The 16,448-nt window shown below is 49.4% G+C and carries 13 protein-coding genes; 2 read left to right on the forward strand and 11 right to left on the reverse strand.

The window, feature by feature from the left end:
• Positions 1-199: 199 nt before the first annotated feature.
• Positions 200-1,255: a GerMN domain-containing protein gene (locus tag AB4111_RS22740; protein ID WP_442033335.1), complete on the reverse strand. Its 1,056-nt coding sequence runs from the start codon at positions 1,253-1,255 to the stop codon at positions 200-202.
• 192 nt (positions 1,256-1,447) lie between these two features.
• Here AB4111_RS22740 and AB4111_RS22745 point away from each other — a divergent pair, with 192 nt between their 5' ends.
• Positions 1,448-2,014, forward strand: a complete 567-nt coding sequence (locus tag AB4111_RS22745; RefSeq protein ID WP_105601152.1) for a phosphatidylglycerophosphatase A family protein — start codon at positions 1,448-1,450, stop codon at positions 2,012-2,014.
• 144 nt (positions 2,015-2,158) lie between these two features.
• On the opposite strand, the gene AB4111_RS22750 is transcribed toward AB4111_RS22745, so the two are convergent.
• The 5 genes from AB4111_RS22750 to AB4111_RS22770 all read right to left on the reverse strand — a co-directional run bounded on the left by AB4111_RS22750 (position 2,159) and on the right by AB4111_RS22770 (position 6,259).
• Complete coding sequence (locus AB4111_RS22750) at positions 2,159-2,812, reverse strand: ferric reductase-like transmembrane domain-containing protein (protein ID WP_442033336.1); 654 nt, start codon at positions 2,810-2,812, stop codon at positions 2,159-2,161.
• A gap of 37 nt (positions 2,813-2,849) precedes the next feature.
• Positions 2,850-3,893 (reverse strand): FAD:protein FMN transferase, encoded by a 1,044-nt coding sequence (locus tag AB4111_RS22755; RefSeq protein ID WP_442033337.1) that lies wholly within the window; start codon positions 3,891-3,893, stop codon positions 2,850-2,852.
• Positions 3,890-4,306, reverse strand: coding sequence for a hypothetical protein (locus AB4111_RS22760; RefSeq protein WP_442033338.1), 417 nt, complete (start codon positions 4,304-4,306; stop codon positions 3,890-3,892). Before AB4111_RS22760 ends, AB4111_RS22755 begins: the two co-directional genes overlap by 4 nt.
• A 198-nt stretch (positions 4,307-4,504) precedes the next feature.
• Positions 4,505-5,488 carry an MBL fold metallo-hydrolase gene (locus AB4111_RS22765; RefSeq protein WP_442033339.1) on the reverse strand — a complete coding sequence of 328 codons (984 nt, stop codon included), beginning with the start codon at positions 5,486-5,488 and terminating at the stop codon, positions 4,505-4,507.
• 27 nt (positions 5,489-5,515) lie between these two features.
• Complete coding sequence (locus AB4111_RS22770; protein WP_442033340.1) at positions 5,516-6,259, reverse strand: class I SAM-dependent methyltransferase; 744 nt, start codon at positions 6,257-6,259, stop codon at positions 5,516-5,518.
• 235 nt (positions 6,260-6,494) lie between these two features.
• On the opposite strand from AB4111_RS22770, the gene AB4111_RS22775 reads away from it, so the two are divergent.
• A complete protein-coding gene (locus AB4111_RS22775) occupies positions 6,495-7,370 on the forward strand; it encodes a DUF72 domain-containing protein (protein ID WP_442033341.1) in 876 nt (291 codons plus the stop codon).
• Positions 7,371-7,552: 182 nt separating this feature from the next.
• Here AB4111_RS22775 and AB4111_RS22780 read toward each other — a convergent pair whose 3' ends face one another.
• Genes AB4111_RS22780 through AB4111_RS22800 form a run of 5 tightly spaced genes read right to left on the reverse strand, consistent with a single transcriptional unit; the run spans position 7,553 to position 16,436 of the window.
• Positions 7,553-9,730, reverse strand: a complete 2,178-nt coding sequence (locus tag AB4111_RS22780) for a glycoside hydrolase family 88/105 protein (protein ID WP_442033342.1) — start codon at positions 9,728-9,730, stop codon at positions 7,553-7,555.
• A 57-nt stretch (positions 9,731-9,787) separates the two neighbouring features.
• Positions 9,788-10,609 carry a polysaccharide deacetylase family protein gene (locus AB4111_RS22785; protein ID WP_442033343.1) on the reverse strand — a complete coding sequence of 274 codons (822 nt, stop codon included), beginning with the start codon at positions 10,607-10,609 and terminating at the stop codon, positions 9,788-9,790.
• A gap of 17 nt (positions 10,610-10,626) precedes the next feature.
• Positions 10,627-13,980, reverse strand: a complete 3,354-nt coding sequence (locus AB4111_RS22790) for a glycosyl hydrolase (RefSeq protein ID WP_442033344.1) — start codon at positions 13,978-13,980, stop codon at positions 10,627-10,629.
• 44 nt (positions 13,981-14,024) lie between these two features.
• Positions 14,025-15,530: an extracellular solute-binding protein gene (locus AB4111_RS22795; protein ID WP_442033345.1), complete on the reverse strand. Its 1,506-nt coding sequence runs from the start codon at positions 15,528-15,530 to the stop codon at positions 14,025-14,027.
• Positions 15,531-15,548: 18 nt separating this feature from the next.
• The gene (locus tag AB4111_RS22800; RefSeq protein ID WP_442033346.1) at positions 15,549-16,436 is read right to left on the reverse strand and encodes a carbohydrate ABC transporter permease; all 888 of its coding nucleotides are present in this window, start codon (positions 16,434-16,436) and stop codon (positions 15,549-15,551) included.
• Positions 16,437-16,448: the final 12 nt, after the last annotated feature.

A 16,448-nucleotide genomic window follows, 5' to 3' on the forward strand; every position in this document is an offset into this window, starting at 1 on the left:
GGCATCATCAGCATCGAATATGGAATTCAGCCGAAATGTCCGTTGCTCACGTAGTTTGCCTACGCTCCGCTACTCCATTTCTAGCTTCATCCCATCTTCTCGGTACTGAAAACCGATCTTTTTGAACACTTATTTTTACGAATCCCTTATATTTTACCAAAGAGTTCGGTTAAAAGCATCCTTATGCATTCTGCGTTCATTAAATCGGAATTTCGTTGATATATTCAGGCTTGGAAACAGGCGCACTATAATCCCGGTTGTCGTCACCCTTGACCGTTTTTTGGCCGTTCCATTCGATCTGCACTTTGGCATCCTTGCTGGCTGTATTCTCCGCAGTCGTTAATACGACAGACTGTAATAACTCACTTGGTACGATATCCCCTTCGGCAAACATATCATCTTTCAAGGCAACCGTTACTGTGCCATCCTCGGCCGTTTTGACCGATTGCAGCTCTGTTCCGCCTGTCATGACTTCTTCCAGTTCGCCGCCTTTGTCAGGTCCCTTGATCAGCTCATTCAATGCTGCCTGCACCCGATCTTCGCCAGGGGTAACGAGACGTGTAACTGGAACATAATATTGGATGCCTGCTGGTGAAGCTGCTGAGAAATAGACCGTGACCGGACTGCTGTTTGCCACCAATGTATCACCCAGATCCAGATTGATTCCCACAGCCCGATTCAGCGGTTCAGGCAACGGCGTGCTGTTCACCGGCATTTGTGTTAACTTTTTGCCATCCACCCAGATCTGCACATTCTCCACATCAGGAGTTCCCGTCAATGTCCAGGTAACAGCTTCTAGCATTTTCCGTTCTTCCTTCGCATCATACTTGGCAAAATTACCCGAGAACTCAACGACCGCCAGCTTGTCATCCGCGTGAATCGTTACATTCTGTACAACCGTTCCCTGCGGGAGAACGCCCTGGAATCCTTCTGGCAACATACCCGCGTAGGCCCCGCCTGTGACAAGTGTATCCAGTGCTGTCTTGGGACTGCTGGCATCTGTTCCAGAAGGAAGAGTCAGGGATACCGGAGCGAGCAGTCCCTGCTGGTCTTGCAGATATACTGTCGTTAACGGGAACGTTGTGAGTGCCCCATTCCCTTCGGCTGCCTGAATCATGGCTGCTTCCTGAATGGGCGGTGGCGGATCAACAGCTTCGGAAGACTGGGCTCCAAACATGCCACAACCTGACAACACCATAGGAATGCTCAGCAGCGCAGCTGCCGATACCGTACGCAAAGATTGGATCTTTCTCATGATCACGTTCCCCCTCATCATTTTTACAGTTTGTACTACCATGTATACGAGCCTTTGTCCAAAAAATAACTAAAAGATAAAAGCTTCGCTGAAAAGTTATACGTTTGATGATCTTAAAGAAACGTAAAACCGGTTAATACGTATTAGGAAGCAAGAGTAGGGACATTGCTAACTTCAGAGGAGGAATCGCCCATGGAACATCCTGAGCAAGAAAAAATCCCTTACAGCCTGAATAGCCGCAAGGTCGCGGAGGCAACTAGGGAATGGCTGCATAAGCGGGGCGTCACGATCCCTGAGATCGCAGAACTGGTCATGTTATTGCAGAAAAAATATTACCCAGGTCTTACGATGGAAGAATGTATCGAAAATGTGGAGATGGTTCTACGCAAACGTGAGGTACAGAACGCTGTCCTGACCGGGATTCAGCTTGATATTCTGGCAGAACAGGGACAGCTCATATCTCCTTTGCAGGAGATGATTGAGAACGATGAAGGACTATATGGTGTGGATGAGATTTTGGCGTTCTCCATCGTCAATGTATATGGCAGCATCGGATTTACGAATTATGGTTATGTGGACAAGCTGAAACCAGGGGTGCTCGAACGACTGAATGACAAGAGCCTGGGCCCTGTCCATACCTTCTTCGATGATATTGTCGGTGCGATTGCATCGGCAGCGAGCAGTCGGATCGCCCATCGCAAACAATCCGAGCTTGAAGAAGCACTGGGAGAAAAACCTGTCAGCGATGACACGGTATAACACGTAACTCGTTTCATATCTGAAATCATGTGGGACAATGGACATGTGTGTGGATGCTTATTGAAATAACTGTTTATGAAAAAAGCGGCCTGATGGCCGCTTCTTTTGCATGTGTACCATGATAATTGGATGATCCACATATTATTATTTCAGATGTTTAGGTCGTACCGTTCCTGCCAGACCATAACCTTCAACCCACTTCTGCTCGGCAGCTGGCTCAGATGATGTCCATTTCGGTCCAATCGTGATTTCGGGGCCTTTGCGCTCTCGTAACATGCCACGCAGCACGGTGATTCCGATTATGCTGAGTCCCGTAAATACATACATCATCCGCAGGATGATATTACCAGCATCTGATCCCGTTACCATGCCGTGAACCAGCAGACCAATGAACACCGGATAGGACAGCATATGGAACAAGAACCACCATTTGCGGCCCAACTTGCTCCGCAGGTCACTGGATAATAGGACGATCACTAATCCGTAGAAGGATAACGTTCCCAGACCACTGCCAATCGGATGCACGGAGGCGGTAAAAGGAATCAGAAGTTCTCCCCAGGTAAATGGGCTGTAATGATCAATATATAACGTTAACGCATGCACGAGTCCAAGTCCGAAGGCAAGCCAGGTCGTTCGTGTATGCCATTTGAACATGGCCGCTTTTGGTTTGCCTTTGGCCATCGGCATCCCTTGAGCAATGCCCAGAAATACACCAGCAAAGAGCAGCACATAAGCAGCAATTCCACTAATTCGAATGATATTCCACGTCGGCAGGTAATCTACAATCCATTGTGCCATAACCGGCTCCCCCATATCTGTTCGACTTGTCCCCCGTTTAAATCAGACTGAAGCGATGATCCGGATCAAAACCGGGCCAGTGCTCAGCGAGCGTATCCGTATTTCCTCTAAAATAAGTGCTTCCATCCTGTGTTATCCACAGGACGTCATGCCGATCATAATGTCGGTTTAACCAACTCACTGCCTCGGCACTCCCCATAATGCAGACCGTCTTGGCAATAATCTCGCATTGCGACGCATGCTGTCCCAAAACGGTACACTGCAGCACATCCGTATCCGCCGGATCCATCGTCCGGGGATCAATGAGATGATGCGCAAGGCTTCCGTCTGAATTATGCCATTGTCTATGCGAAATACCCGAAGTGGCAACAGCTCCTCGCTGTAAGCGAACCGTACCTGACGCATCCCCCTGGCCTTGCAAAGGATCTGCTACTTTCAAGGTCCACTGGGGATAGTCCGGTGTACCCCATACCTGAATATCTCCACCCGCGTTAATTAAGCCCGCCGGGATATGCAATGTTCGCTGCAACCAGCCCGCAATGCGCTCCACCGCCCATCCCTTAACGATCCCTCCCAGATCCAACTCAGCTCCAGGGTCCAGATGAACCATCCGGCTACCTTCCCGCTGAATCCATCCCGGACGACTGTGGTCATGCCCATCTTCCATCATTCCTGAACTTTCAGGTGTTCTTGTTCGCAAAATGCGCTCAAGCAGCGGACGTTGCGGTTGTCGTTGTTGCACCTTCTCGAAGCTTATATCATATCCCGAAGCCTGAAGAGCCTGCGAGATACCCGGTTGGAAAATTCCTTCAGTCAGTCCAATATATCCATAGGCCAGACTCAGCACTTCATCCATCGCAGCGGAGATGGGTATCCATCCGGTTGCATGATTCAGACGATTCAGTTCACTGTCTGCCACAAATCTGCTAAAGCGCTGCTCTTGCGTCTCAAACCAATTCTTCACCAAGGTTGCTGCATGTTCAGCTTCTTCCTGCCCAGCGGACAACTGCACTTCAACATCCGTGTTCATTGCACGGAATTGAAACCGGAGCGGACGAACGACTTGCTCTGTGCGGCTCATGATGCACCTGTGCGTGACTGATAGCTGCCACTGCTGGTTCCGGAATCTGAATCCTGATTATGTTGGCTGATACGTTCAGAATCTGAGTAACTTCTCTCGTTACTCATGCTCTGATCAGGCCATGCAGATTGTGTACTATCGGATGTACCATTATATTGACTATCATCATTATCATTGTCCTGCGTATTCCAGTTGTTGCTGTCCGTTGTGCTGTTGATCCATTCATCCATCACATCATCATGCGTATCCACTTGGCTTGAAGCAGTAACGCTTGTATCTGTGCCATTCGCTGCTGCATAGGCCACATCAAAGGCATCCGAAGTTCTTACATATTGAAAGAGTGCAGCCACGGTCAACGTTGCTGCCGCTGAAGCTTGCCATTTTCTCCATTGATTCTGTTTTCTTCTGTTCATCGCTCTTCCCTGCTTTCTTTAGGGTGTGTCTCAAGACACCCCTAGCGAAGTTCATAGTTGTATGATAGACGCGCTGGCTTAAAAATAGATGAATGAACTGTTAAGAGAGGCTAAAAAGACCCCGAACAGGTGAGTTTCCTGTCCCGAGTCTCTATATAAGATCGCATTATCATTTCATATCGATATCAATTATTCCATTTAGATTTGAAAATAGAACGTACCATCCGATTGCTGCACTTGCTTCACTACTTCGCGTCGAATTAACTCCTGCAAATGAGCCAACGTCTCACTCATGGCAAACCTTAGTTGATGGGTACCAAGCCGATTGCCAAACATGTGTACACAGATGTCATACGCATTCGCTGGTGACTCCTGCATTCGATCCGCCAGCTTCTGAAGTCGTTCCTCATGGTGTGCGAGCAGTTGAACGGTCCGTTCGTTGAATGTGGAAAACGGATTCCGATGCCCCGGATATGCCTGCTTGACGTTCAGCTCCCCGAGACGTTGCAATCCTTCCATATAAGACAATAATGGCTGAGGGTCACTGCCAGGTTGCAGACTGATATTCGGTGAAATCTGTGGCAAAACTGCATCTCCGCATAGTATCTCCATGGACTCCGGCGCATAAAAGGATAAATGGCCTGGAGCATGTCCACCCGTCTCTACAGCAACCCAACGTCTCCCGCCCATACCGAGCCACTCGCCATCTTCAATGGGTGTCACATTCGGAAGTGGCGTGATCTGCGAAGTAAATGTCTTCATATGTTCATATATCTGTTCAGTCTTGTCTTCCGGCATACCATGACGACTATAATAATCAGGTAATATTGTATTAATGTGTGAATCAGGTCCCCACATATAATCGGCTTCTTCGCGTGAGCGTGTGGACATTCGAACGGGTGCCCCCGTCATCTGTTGCATCCAACCCGACAACCCAAGATGATCGGGGTGATGGTGGGTCAGTACAATTTGACGAATATCACCAAAGGTCAGGCCGAGATCTGCCAGCGCTTCATTCCACTCCTGTTCTGTTTCCAAATTGCGCGGTCCCGGATCTATAATCGTTATCTTTCCATCCGGTTCTGATAATACATAACTATTCACCCATCGCAAGGGAAACGACATGCTGATCTTGACCCGGTATATGCCCTCTGTCATGGACATCTCTTCTGTTCGCTTCATGTTATCCCCCTTCCTGACGATCTCTGTTCACTCCACAGGACGACGACCAACAAAAATCATGCGTGGAGAAGTCTGCTCGTCATATTTCTCTTCATCATAGCCGCCGTGAACCTGATCCACCCGGAGCCCGGCTGCACTTAACATCTGACTCAGTTGATCCCGTGTGTACAACTTCACACGCTCCTGATATACCCGCGGTTCATGTCCGGATGCGGTATCGGTAATGCGAATTTCCTTTTGCACAAATCCATCTTCAATCTTGCGAAATTCCTCAATTCGCTGCCCTTCATCCTCTCGGACAGAGTGCGGCACCAGATGACGAGTCACATAAGCCGTATTCATAAAATCAATAATATAGCTGCCACCCGGGCGAAGCATGCGATGAATGGCACGTAATACTTTCAGTTGTTCTCCGTCCTCCAGGAAATAACCAAACGATGTGAACAGATTAACTACGGCATCAAAGCCACCTTTCAGTGGGAGTTCACGCATGTCCGCAAGACACCACGATACTCGGTGTTCAGTGTCCATTAGACGCGCTTCGCGTAAAAGCACATCGGACAGATCAACTCCGGTCACTCGCAATCCTGCATCAGCAAGTGCCATGGAGTGCCGTCCCATACCGCAGCATAGATCCAATACTTCAGCATTAGGCTTAAGCTTCAACCAATTGATCATTTTATGTACTTCCTGATAGGCACCGTGCACATCCCTGTGCTTGTATACGAGAAGATAATCTTCTCCAAAACTCTTTTCATACCATTCCGTCATCCATTCTCGCCCTCCACATGGTCACTGATCCTCTCTCTGTAGTACGCTTTTGTTACAGGTCTGATCATCTCCCCTAGCTTTAATGTATTGTAACGTCTTTATTCTGCAAACTCAAAAAAATTCCGGTACATTGCCTACATTGAAGAGCCAAAATGTACACGATATAATGTTAGACATACGCCCGCAAATCGGTTAATTATAAGAGGTTGTTCAAAAAGCAACAGGAGGTGTTCTTATGATTCACATCGGACTTACCGGATGGGGGGATCAGGAAGATCTCTATCCGAACCGTACCAAAGCCAAAGACAAGCTCAGTCTATACGGACAATACTTCTCCACCGTGGAGGTGGATAGTTCCTTCTACGCCGTACAGCCGCGGGATCGCATGGCTCGATGGGCCGCAGAGACGCCCGAATCCTTTGCTTTTATCATCAAAGCCTATCAGGGGATGACCGGGCATCTGCGAGGCAAACCCTACTTTTCCAGTACGTCGGAGATGTATAAAGCTTTTCGAGAATCACTGGAACCCGTCATAGAAGCAGGCAAAATGCAGGCAGCCTTATTTCAATATCCGCCCTGGTTCGAATGTAGTAAGGACAATGTGAAAGAGCTTCGTGAAGTGAAACTTCGAATGGAGGGTATTCCTTGCGCCCTCGAATTCCGCCATCGCAGCTGGTACGAAGATGGCATGCGTGAGCGAACGCTTGCGTTCATGAAGGAGCAAGGCTGGATTCACAGCGTTTGTGATGAACCTCAGGCGGGTTTAGGTTCCATTCCCATCGTGCCCCAGGCCACGGATTCGGACATGACACTGGTTCGCATGCATGGACGCAATGTGTCCGGCTGGCATCAGAATGGTGCACCCAATTGGCGCGAGACCCGTTACTTGTACCGTTACAACAAGGAAGAGCTGTTGGAGTGGAAAGGGTATCTGGAGCAATTGCAGGAGCAGAGCAAGGACGTATATGTTATTTTTAACAACAACTCCGGAGGCGATGCAGCGGCGAATGCACAGATGATGATGGACCTGCTGGACCTGCCAATGAAGCCTTTTCCTGACCGTACTGAACCGGAGAAGGAAGAAGGACCGGAGCAGTTGGAATTATTTTAATGCTTGCTAAAAACAGAGTTATTCATATTATTGGGTAAAGGTAAGTGTATTTATCATTGCTATTATGCAGATCGGAATTATAATCAGGTAAAAGCGGCAAGCCCAGGGGCATGCCGCTTTCTTTAGCTGGTACTCAACCTATAGAAAGCTATCCACATACATCCGTTCCGTTGCGTCAAACTTCAGCGCTGCGCGGCCGTAACCGAAGAATCGATGGACGCCTTGCGAAGCTGCTGGTTCATTCTATGCGCTTCAATGCCTGCTAAAAGCACAATGCCAATCCCATGGGTGTCGTTCAGATTCCACCCCAGATCATCACGATAATACAAGGCGGTAAACGAGTACCCGGAACCCCGGCATACCCCATATACATTGCCCTTATAGTCAATTGACAAGCGTGTCATGCCTTCCCATCCTTTGCGTACCGCCTCCAAATAAGGCTCCGGCTGTTCCAGCCATCCTTCCCGAATACCACGGGCATAAGCGTAGATGAACATGGATGTGCAGGAGGTTTCTTCATACGAATCCGGGCGGTTCAGCACCTGATGCCAAAGCCCATTTTCCCCTTGCAACGCCAGATAACCTTGACTTAGATCACGATAGAAACGTAACAGTTCCGGCCGCTTCACATGATCATGTGGCAAGATGGTTAACAATTCGGTCAATGAAAAGAGCACCCACCCGTTCCCGCGTCCCCATGGAATACCTGTTGCCCGACCACGCACAAAATCGTACACATGGGACATGATCTGTTGTTCGGGAAGGTAGAGGTATTTACGGAACATCAGGAACTGATTGATCGCATCATCCCAGTACGCGCTATCTCCTGTCAACTGACCATAACGCATTAGAAAAGGTGTACTCATGTACAAGTCATCACACCACATCGTCTCCTGACGCATCTCCCCACTGCCGCGAACCCGGTAAAAGGCACCATCCTCCAGACGTTCCTGCTCATCCGTTATGTAACCCGCAATCCGATCCGCGGTATCTCTTCCACCACGAATATCGCCCAACTCCATCGCAGCAAGCAGCGTAGATCCGAACGAACCACAATCATCCAGACTGTCGATGGCAGACAGTTGATTATTGATTCCTGCCGCCCCGTACCCTTCCCGATCCCACAGACCATAGCGGTCGAATGAAGTACTCAGTTCAATATGTTGCCGAACATACTGAATGTAATCATCCCGTCCCAAATCCTGTCCTGTCTGGAGCAGTCCAAGCAGGGTAACACCAAGCGGATAATTCCACTTCCCGTAATGTGTATTCTCCAGGTAAGGACGAACATGGGTATCTGGAAGATCTACCCGCCAATAGACACCTTGTGCGCCATCATCAAACACGGTATCTGTTCGCACGATGTCGGTGTGGGATGGCTCAGCGCCGGGAGCAAACACACCTGTGTACAGCCAGGGGTCAGAGCACCCCGCAACCGGATGAGGTGATTTTAGTCTCCAGCCTGTGGAACCCGAACTTTCGTCCTCTTCCAACGTGAATCCCCAGAAGCCACCTTGTGCCTGGATTTCACCTTTCACGACTAGATCCCATGAACCGTAATGGCGCGGGAGTTCAACGTGAAAGTTACCGCTACCTCCAGCAAAGTATACTTCCTTGCCACCCACATACAGAGTCAAAGCACTATCATGACGGCCTATTAAAATAATTGGCGTTGATCCTGGCAAGGTTACATCCAGTTTGGACCATGCGTAGGCCACTGCCGGTTGTTCATTACCAAAGATTCGAGCAAATGAACCCTTACTCTGTTCCTCCCCCGTCCAGCTCCTGCGTGGATACCAGGTAAGACCTGTTTCTTCTTCCGTCATGCCGTTACGAGGAAGAGACAATACAGGTTCATCGACAGGTTCTGAATATAACCAGCCTTCCTGACCCTGACGAACTGTCCCAGGAGTAAGGAAGTGCAGCGGGAAATTTTTGAATGAGGCTGTTCCGTAGATCCCGCCGAATCCGACTTCTGTTTTGACAAAACACAGCAACACATCATTCCAACCATAGTTCACGGAGATCGGAATCTGGGTTCTTCGCTCGGGAAATAATTCCTGCAACAACTCCGACTTGAATACCTCTTCGCCGTTCACATAGATCGTCACTGGACTATAACAGTTCAGGCCTGTATTTAACGTTGCATTCTGCTCGCTCCATAACTTGCCCCATATATACACGTACTGCCCTGCACGCGCCTCTGCACATTTCTCATTCAGATTCAGGTCGTAGCGATAATCCCCCAGCCTGCGAAAACCTTCCTGATGATAAGCTCTGAACAAAAAGGAATGTTGCGGATGATCGCCAATATAACGCTGAGCCACCGTAGTCAATATATCCGGAATTGAATCGTACACCTTGCCTGCAATCGCCTCGTTCTCATGAAAATAACGAATGATCGTCAGCTCCCTTCCTTATACCTTGATTCGTTCGCTTAGCCGCAATGTCTCCCCACCCTGCACTTCAATCACCTGCTGATCAGCCGTGAACCAAACCGGGATGGCAGACGGATTGTGGATGATGGATCGATCGGCCGAACACTCCAGTCGTTGCACGGCTTTCCAATAGGCAATCACTTCGATGTTCGTGGCGTACCAGATGTCGTTCCTGCCACCAATCCGCTCACCAAACTGTTCGATAATCTCCCAGTTGTCGTTATCATTGAACTCATAACTGTGGCCCCAGACGTAGAGTAATAGTGGTGTACCTGTTTTGGAATGTTGGATAAAACGTTCAGCATGCCCCGCCAGATCATGGTTATGATGACAGGTCGGATGCCATTCAAGCGGCCGGTCTGGCAGTGTGTATCTGCCATGAGATTCAACGGTACGAGCATAATCGATGCCGAGCCACGCCAGCTTTGTACTTAACGCACGGTCGTACCCTCCATTGGGATAAGCCATGCCTCGAACCGGATAACCGACAAGCTGCTCCAACGCTTTTCGGTCCTCGATAATCTCTTCGGTCAATAATTCATTCGGAACATAAGGCAGCGTAGGGTGAGTAACGGTATGAACGGCTACTTCATGTCCGGCGTAGAGTTCTGCAACTTCTCCTGGATCAATGCGGCCTGGAGTGCCTAGCGTACCCGAGTTCAGATTAAATGTTCCCCGCAGTCCATACCGATTACAGATCTCCACCAGTCTTCGATCATGAATCACTCCATCGTCATAACTGAGCGTCAGCGCTTTCATCACACCACCTGGATAACGGTCAAACTGAATTCGATGTCCCATCCCCTATTTCCACTCCTTTATCCGAATACTTCAGCAGGTACATGACCTGCATCCTGTAATCGATGATGTTCTGAATCAAAATACGTGCCTTCCAGCAAACCAATCAATGTGTTGGTAATCCGCACCTCAATGTCGTTATCCCCAGGACGCAAACATGAGGCATCTCCCTTCCAACGATACGGAGACCAGCATCTTACCCCCAGGCTATGTCCGTTTACCCGCACTTCCACCACATCCTGCACACGCCAATCGCTAAATTCCAGTTCAAACGAGGTAACTTCTTCCCCAGGCTCATCCAGCCAGACGGTGCGTTTATAACTCATCTCCCCGGCAAAATGAGGATACAGCGGCTGAGGTTCAGGTCCGATGCGAAGTGCCATGTCCGGCTCCCGTACGAGCGAAGCCATGCCTTCATGATGGAACTCCACCCCGAATCTTCCCTGTAGATACAGGGGATCCACGATACCATCCTCATCTTTCGTTACCTGTACGATGACCGTCATTTCGTTGTGACCGCTGTGCAGCAGCTCCGTAATGTCACAAGCGATGTTATTGTGGTCGGTTATTTCGATTGGATCGAATTGTTCTATTTGAAGCGGCTGCCCATTAATCTCCATCGACCAACTGCCTGAGATCGCCGCTCTGTCCATGAATAACAGGCATGCAGGCAATGCCGTTCTTAGCTCAAATGTGGTTGTATATCGGCACTCGATCGGATAAGCAACGGATGCCTTTTTCGGTGTGCCAAATACCTGACTAAACTCGACTGGCAGATGCTGCTGCTTCGATAATTCTGCCGCCTGATCAATAAACGGTTTCACAGCTACATGCTGGCTTTCCAGTATTATTCCGTTAGCATTGGAGGCCTCAAGATGGAATTGTCCCATTCGCAAGATGTTAGGCTGCACCGTTTCCAGTCGCCATGGCCCTTCCGCAGGAATTCTGATCTTAGTGGCTTGCTGCACTCCTGCCGAAACATCCGTTTTGAATGTCGAACCTATTTGGTCTGTAACATCCACCTTCGTTAGTACCGTCTCTACCTTCGCAGGTTGTAAAGTAAGGCGCACAGCATGCGCTTCGTAAGGCGCTAACCTTAGTGTGATGCACCATTCCCCGCCACTGCTCGTATACGGCAATGCCTGAAGCTGTCCCGTCTCCAGATCGAGTCGTTCTGCCACCAGACAAGTGTTCTCCGCCAGCTCCGCTCCATCCCACAGCTGTCTGGAGACCAACTTCAATTGTCCCTCCAACTCCTGACCCTCCTGATTGGTCAAAAAAACCATATGCTCCCCAGCCGACAATAGACGGGTATGCATCAACAAAGAAGAACTTTCCTCCTCCATGATCCAGCAGATGGGTTCCGGCAATACCTGATCGAGCAGGAGGGAGATCAGCTCCAGCGAAAAGTCATCTCCTTGCCCCGTTCCGGCAGGTAAGAAATACGTATTGCCCTCGCCCTGATGCCACATGGATTCACGGTGATCATGATCAGCTGTCCCGCTTCGACCCCAGTACACTTCTTGCGGCTGTTCACCCGCACCAAAGAACTGAGCAGCTTCATCTCCCTCCGGACTTCCCGGCTGGATGGCAATATGCGGAGGCATCCCAACAGAAATAACAGTTCCTCCCTGCTGAACGAATCGCTTCACCTGTTCCCAGGCCTCGGCCTCCAGGTTCAGCATCGGTGGCAGAATCAATACGTCATAACGGGCAACGCCGATCTGAATGATACCATCCGTTAAGTCAGCTTCAGCCAACAATTCGGGATCAAGGTGGTCATAGTCACGTCTGTTTTCAAGCAGATGGGTCGTGATTCGCATCCAGTCCTTCGTCAGACGCTCCATTTGCACCCGTTCTGCTTCGTCTTCGCCGCTATACTCAAATCCATGCAGCGGATTGCCCATCAGACTCCAGAATGTCGTCGTTGGGTCAAGTACAGCAATACGAATGTCTGCTGCTCCGGTGCTCATGAGATAGCTCAACCGTCCGGTGTAATCCCCTAACTGCCGGAAATGCTTCCAGTAGGGATTCTGCAAAAATTGAGACGGCGGTGCATCATGCTTCGCAAGCCCACCGATCGTATAGAAAAAGGCGTGAAAATTATAGAAATTGGTGCCCATGGCGGCCATGCGATCAATCATCCATTTTGCATCCTGTAACGTCATAGACCAGCCTACACTATGAAAACATTCAATCAGATTGCGACTTCGGCCCAATTGCCTGGCAAGCGAACTGACCATCTTGGGATTGTCACGCATCTTTTGGCCGTAGCGTTCCAGAATCCACGATAAGGATCGTCCGATTTTCTCATGTGCCGAGTCACCACCTGGCATATGGCTGAATAACTGGGTGGTCATCCGTACGCCAGGCACTTCAGCCGCATACTGGATTCCTGCTTCCTCACACCAGTCATGCACCTGTCTGTGATAGGACTCCCTGAGAAGCAGATGCAGTGACTGGTAATAGTCATACCGGATTCGATGCGCGTCCGGAACATCACCGTATAGCAGAGCCGGTAGCGAATCGATCAGACTATAACCACAACGCTCACTGAAATAACGGGGAAGCTGGGGTGACCAGGGGATACGGCCCAGTGGCGCGATCTCATCCGAGAACACGCCTTTAATTACGCTTTCAAATCGATCTCCAACTGCTGACTTATAACGCTCATGTGTCAGTTCAATAAAACGACTCATCGCTTCCTTATGGCAAGGATCAACAAAGTTGCCGTAATATTTGAAATCATCGATCTCCATCTCTTGAAATATAATCAACTCCCAATCACCCTCGGGCACATCCCACAACAATTGAAATGCTGTTCGGTAGGTGAAGAACCTCTTCCGGTTATACGATGTGAGCCCTGTCTCCTGATACACCTGATCCGTTTGAATATTACCGATTTTGCTGCGCAGATCGATGGATTCATGCCATAACCGTTTACCCTGTGCATCCTTGGGAATCGCCTTGGCAACCAAGACTCGTCCCCATGGCAACTCCAGATCCACAGCTTCTCCGCCCTGAACCACCAACTGATGATGCACAAGCTGACGCTGCTTCGCTTCAGGAAAATCAAGAGTCACTTCCCCGCCAGCCATTCCACTCGGATAAGGATACTCGTCATATAACCATACCTGCATGCCGTGAGTGGCCGCCGCTTCCACTGCAATCCGCACCTTATCAAACCACGCTTCGGAGAGATAGGGAATTTGCAGTCCTTGACGTGGACAGATAAAGAATCCGCCCACACCTTGCGCGGCCATCTCAGCCACCTGCCGCTTCATCTGCTCTTCTTCCATATCCCCGTTCCAGAACCAAAAGGGATGGACCCGGTACTGCGCCTCGGGATTACTAAATGCATCCCCGTTCCACATGTCGCCTTCCTCCCTGCCTGTTCAAAAGTATCGTTGGTCTCCAACTACTTCAGTGCAGCGTACAGTTCATTGACTTCTTTCACATAATCGTCTCCGCCGTTGTTCTTCCACAGGGCAACCGCATCTTCGAATCCTTTCTCATCAATCTGCCCTACGATATATTTGATCCGTGCATCATTAATGATATTATCCAGCTGCGGTCCTTTCTGGGCGTACACATCAGAGATCAGTGGTTCGCCAGGATTAGCGATGACAATCTCTTCATTGGCTTTCTGCACCTGTGCAACTTTTTCACGGACAGGTGTCTGTTGTACACGAAGTGTTCTGTCCTCCGGCACAAACATCAATATCTGATTCAATCCCTGCAGATCGCGGAGGGCAAGCTTGTCAGTGGAAGGGATGATATAGTTTTCTTTTTTCTCATACTGCTTGCCTTCCAGTCCATTCCCGAGTAGCGCCTGCAATTCTGGTTCATTGAGTTGATCCAGGAAACTTAGTACCTTCTTCAGTTCCTCTTCCGTTTTGACACTGCCTTTGGAGATGGCAATCATTCCGGAATATCCGGACGTTGGCATATCACGGAGCCCCTTCGGACCTTCCATGGCTTGCAGCACATCCACACGTCCTGTCGCATTCGGATCTTTATCCAGTATCTTCTGATCCATACGCTGCGCATTATCTGCTACATCCACCATGACACCCGCTTGCCCATTCACAAATGGATCAGGCAGTTTCGTCGCATCCATCACGGCAAAGTCCTTGTTCACCAGACCCTCGCTGTAGATCTGGCGGAAAAATTTCAGGGCTTCCATGTATTCTGGTGTCTCATGCGCCGGAATCAGACCTCCGCTGCCATCATCTCCCCATTTGTTAGGGGCACCGAACCAGACCTGCATGTTATCCCATGGGCCCGTGAATTTGCTGGCTACCAGACCGTACGTATCATCCTTTCCGTTACCGTCCGGGTCATCCTTCGTGAACGCTTTCAATACATTGTAAAATTCATCCATCGTCTTCGGCTCTTCCAGCCCCAGATTCTCCAGCCAGTCCTTACGGATAGTCACCCCATTACGTCCCAGAGGGCGAGCCCGATATATTCCATACGTTTTGCCATCGATAGAGGCATTGTTCGTGATGATTTCATTCATCTGGCTCAGGTTCGGATAGTCCTTCAGATAAGGACCGAGTTCCCAGAATGCCCCTGTCCGGGCTGCATTGATAAAGCTTGGCGATTTTCCTAATACGACCATAATTTGCGGAAGTTTGCCTGAAGCCAGTGTGATATTGAATTTGTCCTCATAGGAACTGCTCGGCACCCATTGTAGATTAACATCAACCTTGGTCAACTCCTCCAGCTTCTGAATCACAGGGCTGTTGTCCGGCGGATTCTCCGCTTCAAAGTTCGGCAGCATAATCGTGAGCTGATCGGTGCCACCCGTAGCGGTTCCTGAATCTGCCTTGTCCGTGGAGCATGCGCCCAGAATTGTACTCAGTACCAGTGACGCAGAGAGTAGCAGTGCCCCTTTTTTGAATCCCGTTTTTTGTCCCATACGTTCTCCCCCTTGGCTTTAGCCTTTGATTGAACCTAACATGACACCTTTGGCAAAATGCTTCTGCAAAAACGGATACACCAGCAAAATCGGAATCGTACCTACAACGATTACTGCCATTTTGATCGACTGCTCTGGTGGCTGTACAAAATTGGGGTCCATGTTCGCCATATCTCCGACACTGGCTTGCGAGAGCAATACAATCTGTCTCAACATGACTTGCAACGGCCATTTGTCACTGTCGGAAATGTACAGTAGTGCCGAGAAAAAGTTGTTCCAATGTCCCACGGCATAAAATAAGGCAAACGTGGCAATGACCGGCTTCGATAAAGGCAGTACAATTCGCCACAGCACGCCGAGATCCGAACAGCCGTCGATGCGGGCCGCTTCCTCCAGCCCGGGCGGCATTTGCTGAAAAAAGTTTTTGACTACTATTAAGTTAAACGCGCTGATCGCGCCAGGAAGCATAAGGGCCCAGTAAGAATCGAGCAGTCCCAGTCCACGAATAACGAGATACGTTGGGATCATGCCACCACCGAATAACATTGAGAAGATCACCATGTTCATCATGACGTTACGGCCCCAGAAGTCACTTCTGGACAGTGGATAAGCCATCGTTAAGGTGAAGAACAGATTCACCAGTGTGCCTGCCACCGTGATGAAGATGGAAACGCCAATGCTGTGAAAGATCGTGGAAGAAGAGAAAATATACTCATATGCACTGAAGGAAAATACCTTCGGAATGAGGAAAAAACTGCGTTCGGTGATCTCGGCTTCCGTTGCAAAAGAATTCCCTATAATATACAGGAAAGGAAGGACAGTTAATATGCCCAGAATCCCCAGCATGACGTAATTGAAGATATCAAATACCTTGCCGGCAGGGCTGTTGTATAGACGGCTGTTCATGGGCGCTCCTCC

The sequence above is a fragment of the Paenibacillus sp. 2KB_22 genome (genome assembly GCF_052115745.1).
In the GTDB taxonomy this organism is placed as follows: Bacteria; Bacillota; Bacilli; order Paenibacillales; family Paenibacillaceae; genus Paenibacillus.

Excerpts from the sequence above, each read along its gene's own strand:
- AB4111_RS22740 (WP_442033335.1), bottom strand. The coding sequence starts at position 1,255 with ATGAGAAAGATCCAATCTTTGCGTACGGTATCGGCAGCTGCGCTGCTG.
- AB4111_RS22745 (WP_105601152.1), top strand. The coding sequence starts at position 1,448 with ATGGAACATCCTGAGCAAGAAAAAATCCCTTACAGCCTGAATAGCCGC.
- AB4111_RS22750 (WP_442033336.1), bottom strand. The coding sequence starts at position 2,812 with ATGGCACAATGGATTGTAGATTACCTGCCGACGTGGAATATCATTCGA.
- AB4111_RS22755 (WP_442033337.1), bottom strand. The coding sequence starts at position 3,893 with ATGAGCCGCACAGAGCAAGTCGTTCGTCCGCTCCGGTTTCAATTCCGT.
- AB4111_RS22760 (WP_442033338.1), bottom strand. The coding sequence starts at position 4,306 with ATGAACAGAAGAAAACAGAATCAATGGAGAAAATGGCAAGCTTCAGCG.
- AB4111_RS22765 (WP_442033339.1), bottom strand. The coding sequence starts at position 5,488 with ATGAAGCGAACAGAAGAGATGTCCATGACAGAGGGCATATACCGGGTC.
- AB4111_RS22770 (WP_442033340.1), bottom strand. The coding sequence starts at position 6,259 with ATGACGGAATGGTATGAAAAGAGTTTTGGAGAAGATTATCTTCTCGTA.
- AB4111_RS22775 (WP_442033341.1), top strand. The coding sequence starts at position 6,495 with ATGATTCACATCGGACTTACCGGATGGGGGGATCAGGAAGATCTCTAT.
- AB4111_RS22785 (WP_442033343.1), bottom strand. The coding sequence starts at position 10,609 with ATGGGACATCGAATTCAGTTTGACCGTTATCCAGGTGGTGTGATGAAA.
- AB4111_RS22790 (WP_442033344.1), bottom strand. The coding sequence starts at position 13,980 with ATGTGGAACGGGGATGCATTTAGTAATCCCGAGGCGCAGTACCGGGTC.
- AB4111_RS22795 (WP_442033345.1), bottom strand. The coding sequence starts at position 15,530 with ATGGGACAAAAAACGGGATTCAAAAAAGGGGCACTGCTACTCTCTGCG.
- AB4111_RS22800 (WP_442033346.1), bottom strand. The coding sequence starts at position 16,436 with ATGAACAGCCGTCTATACAACAGCCCTGCCGGCAAGGTATTTGATATC.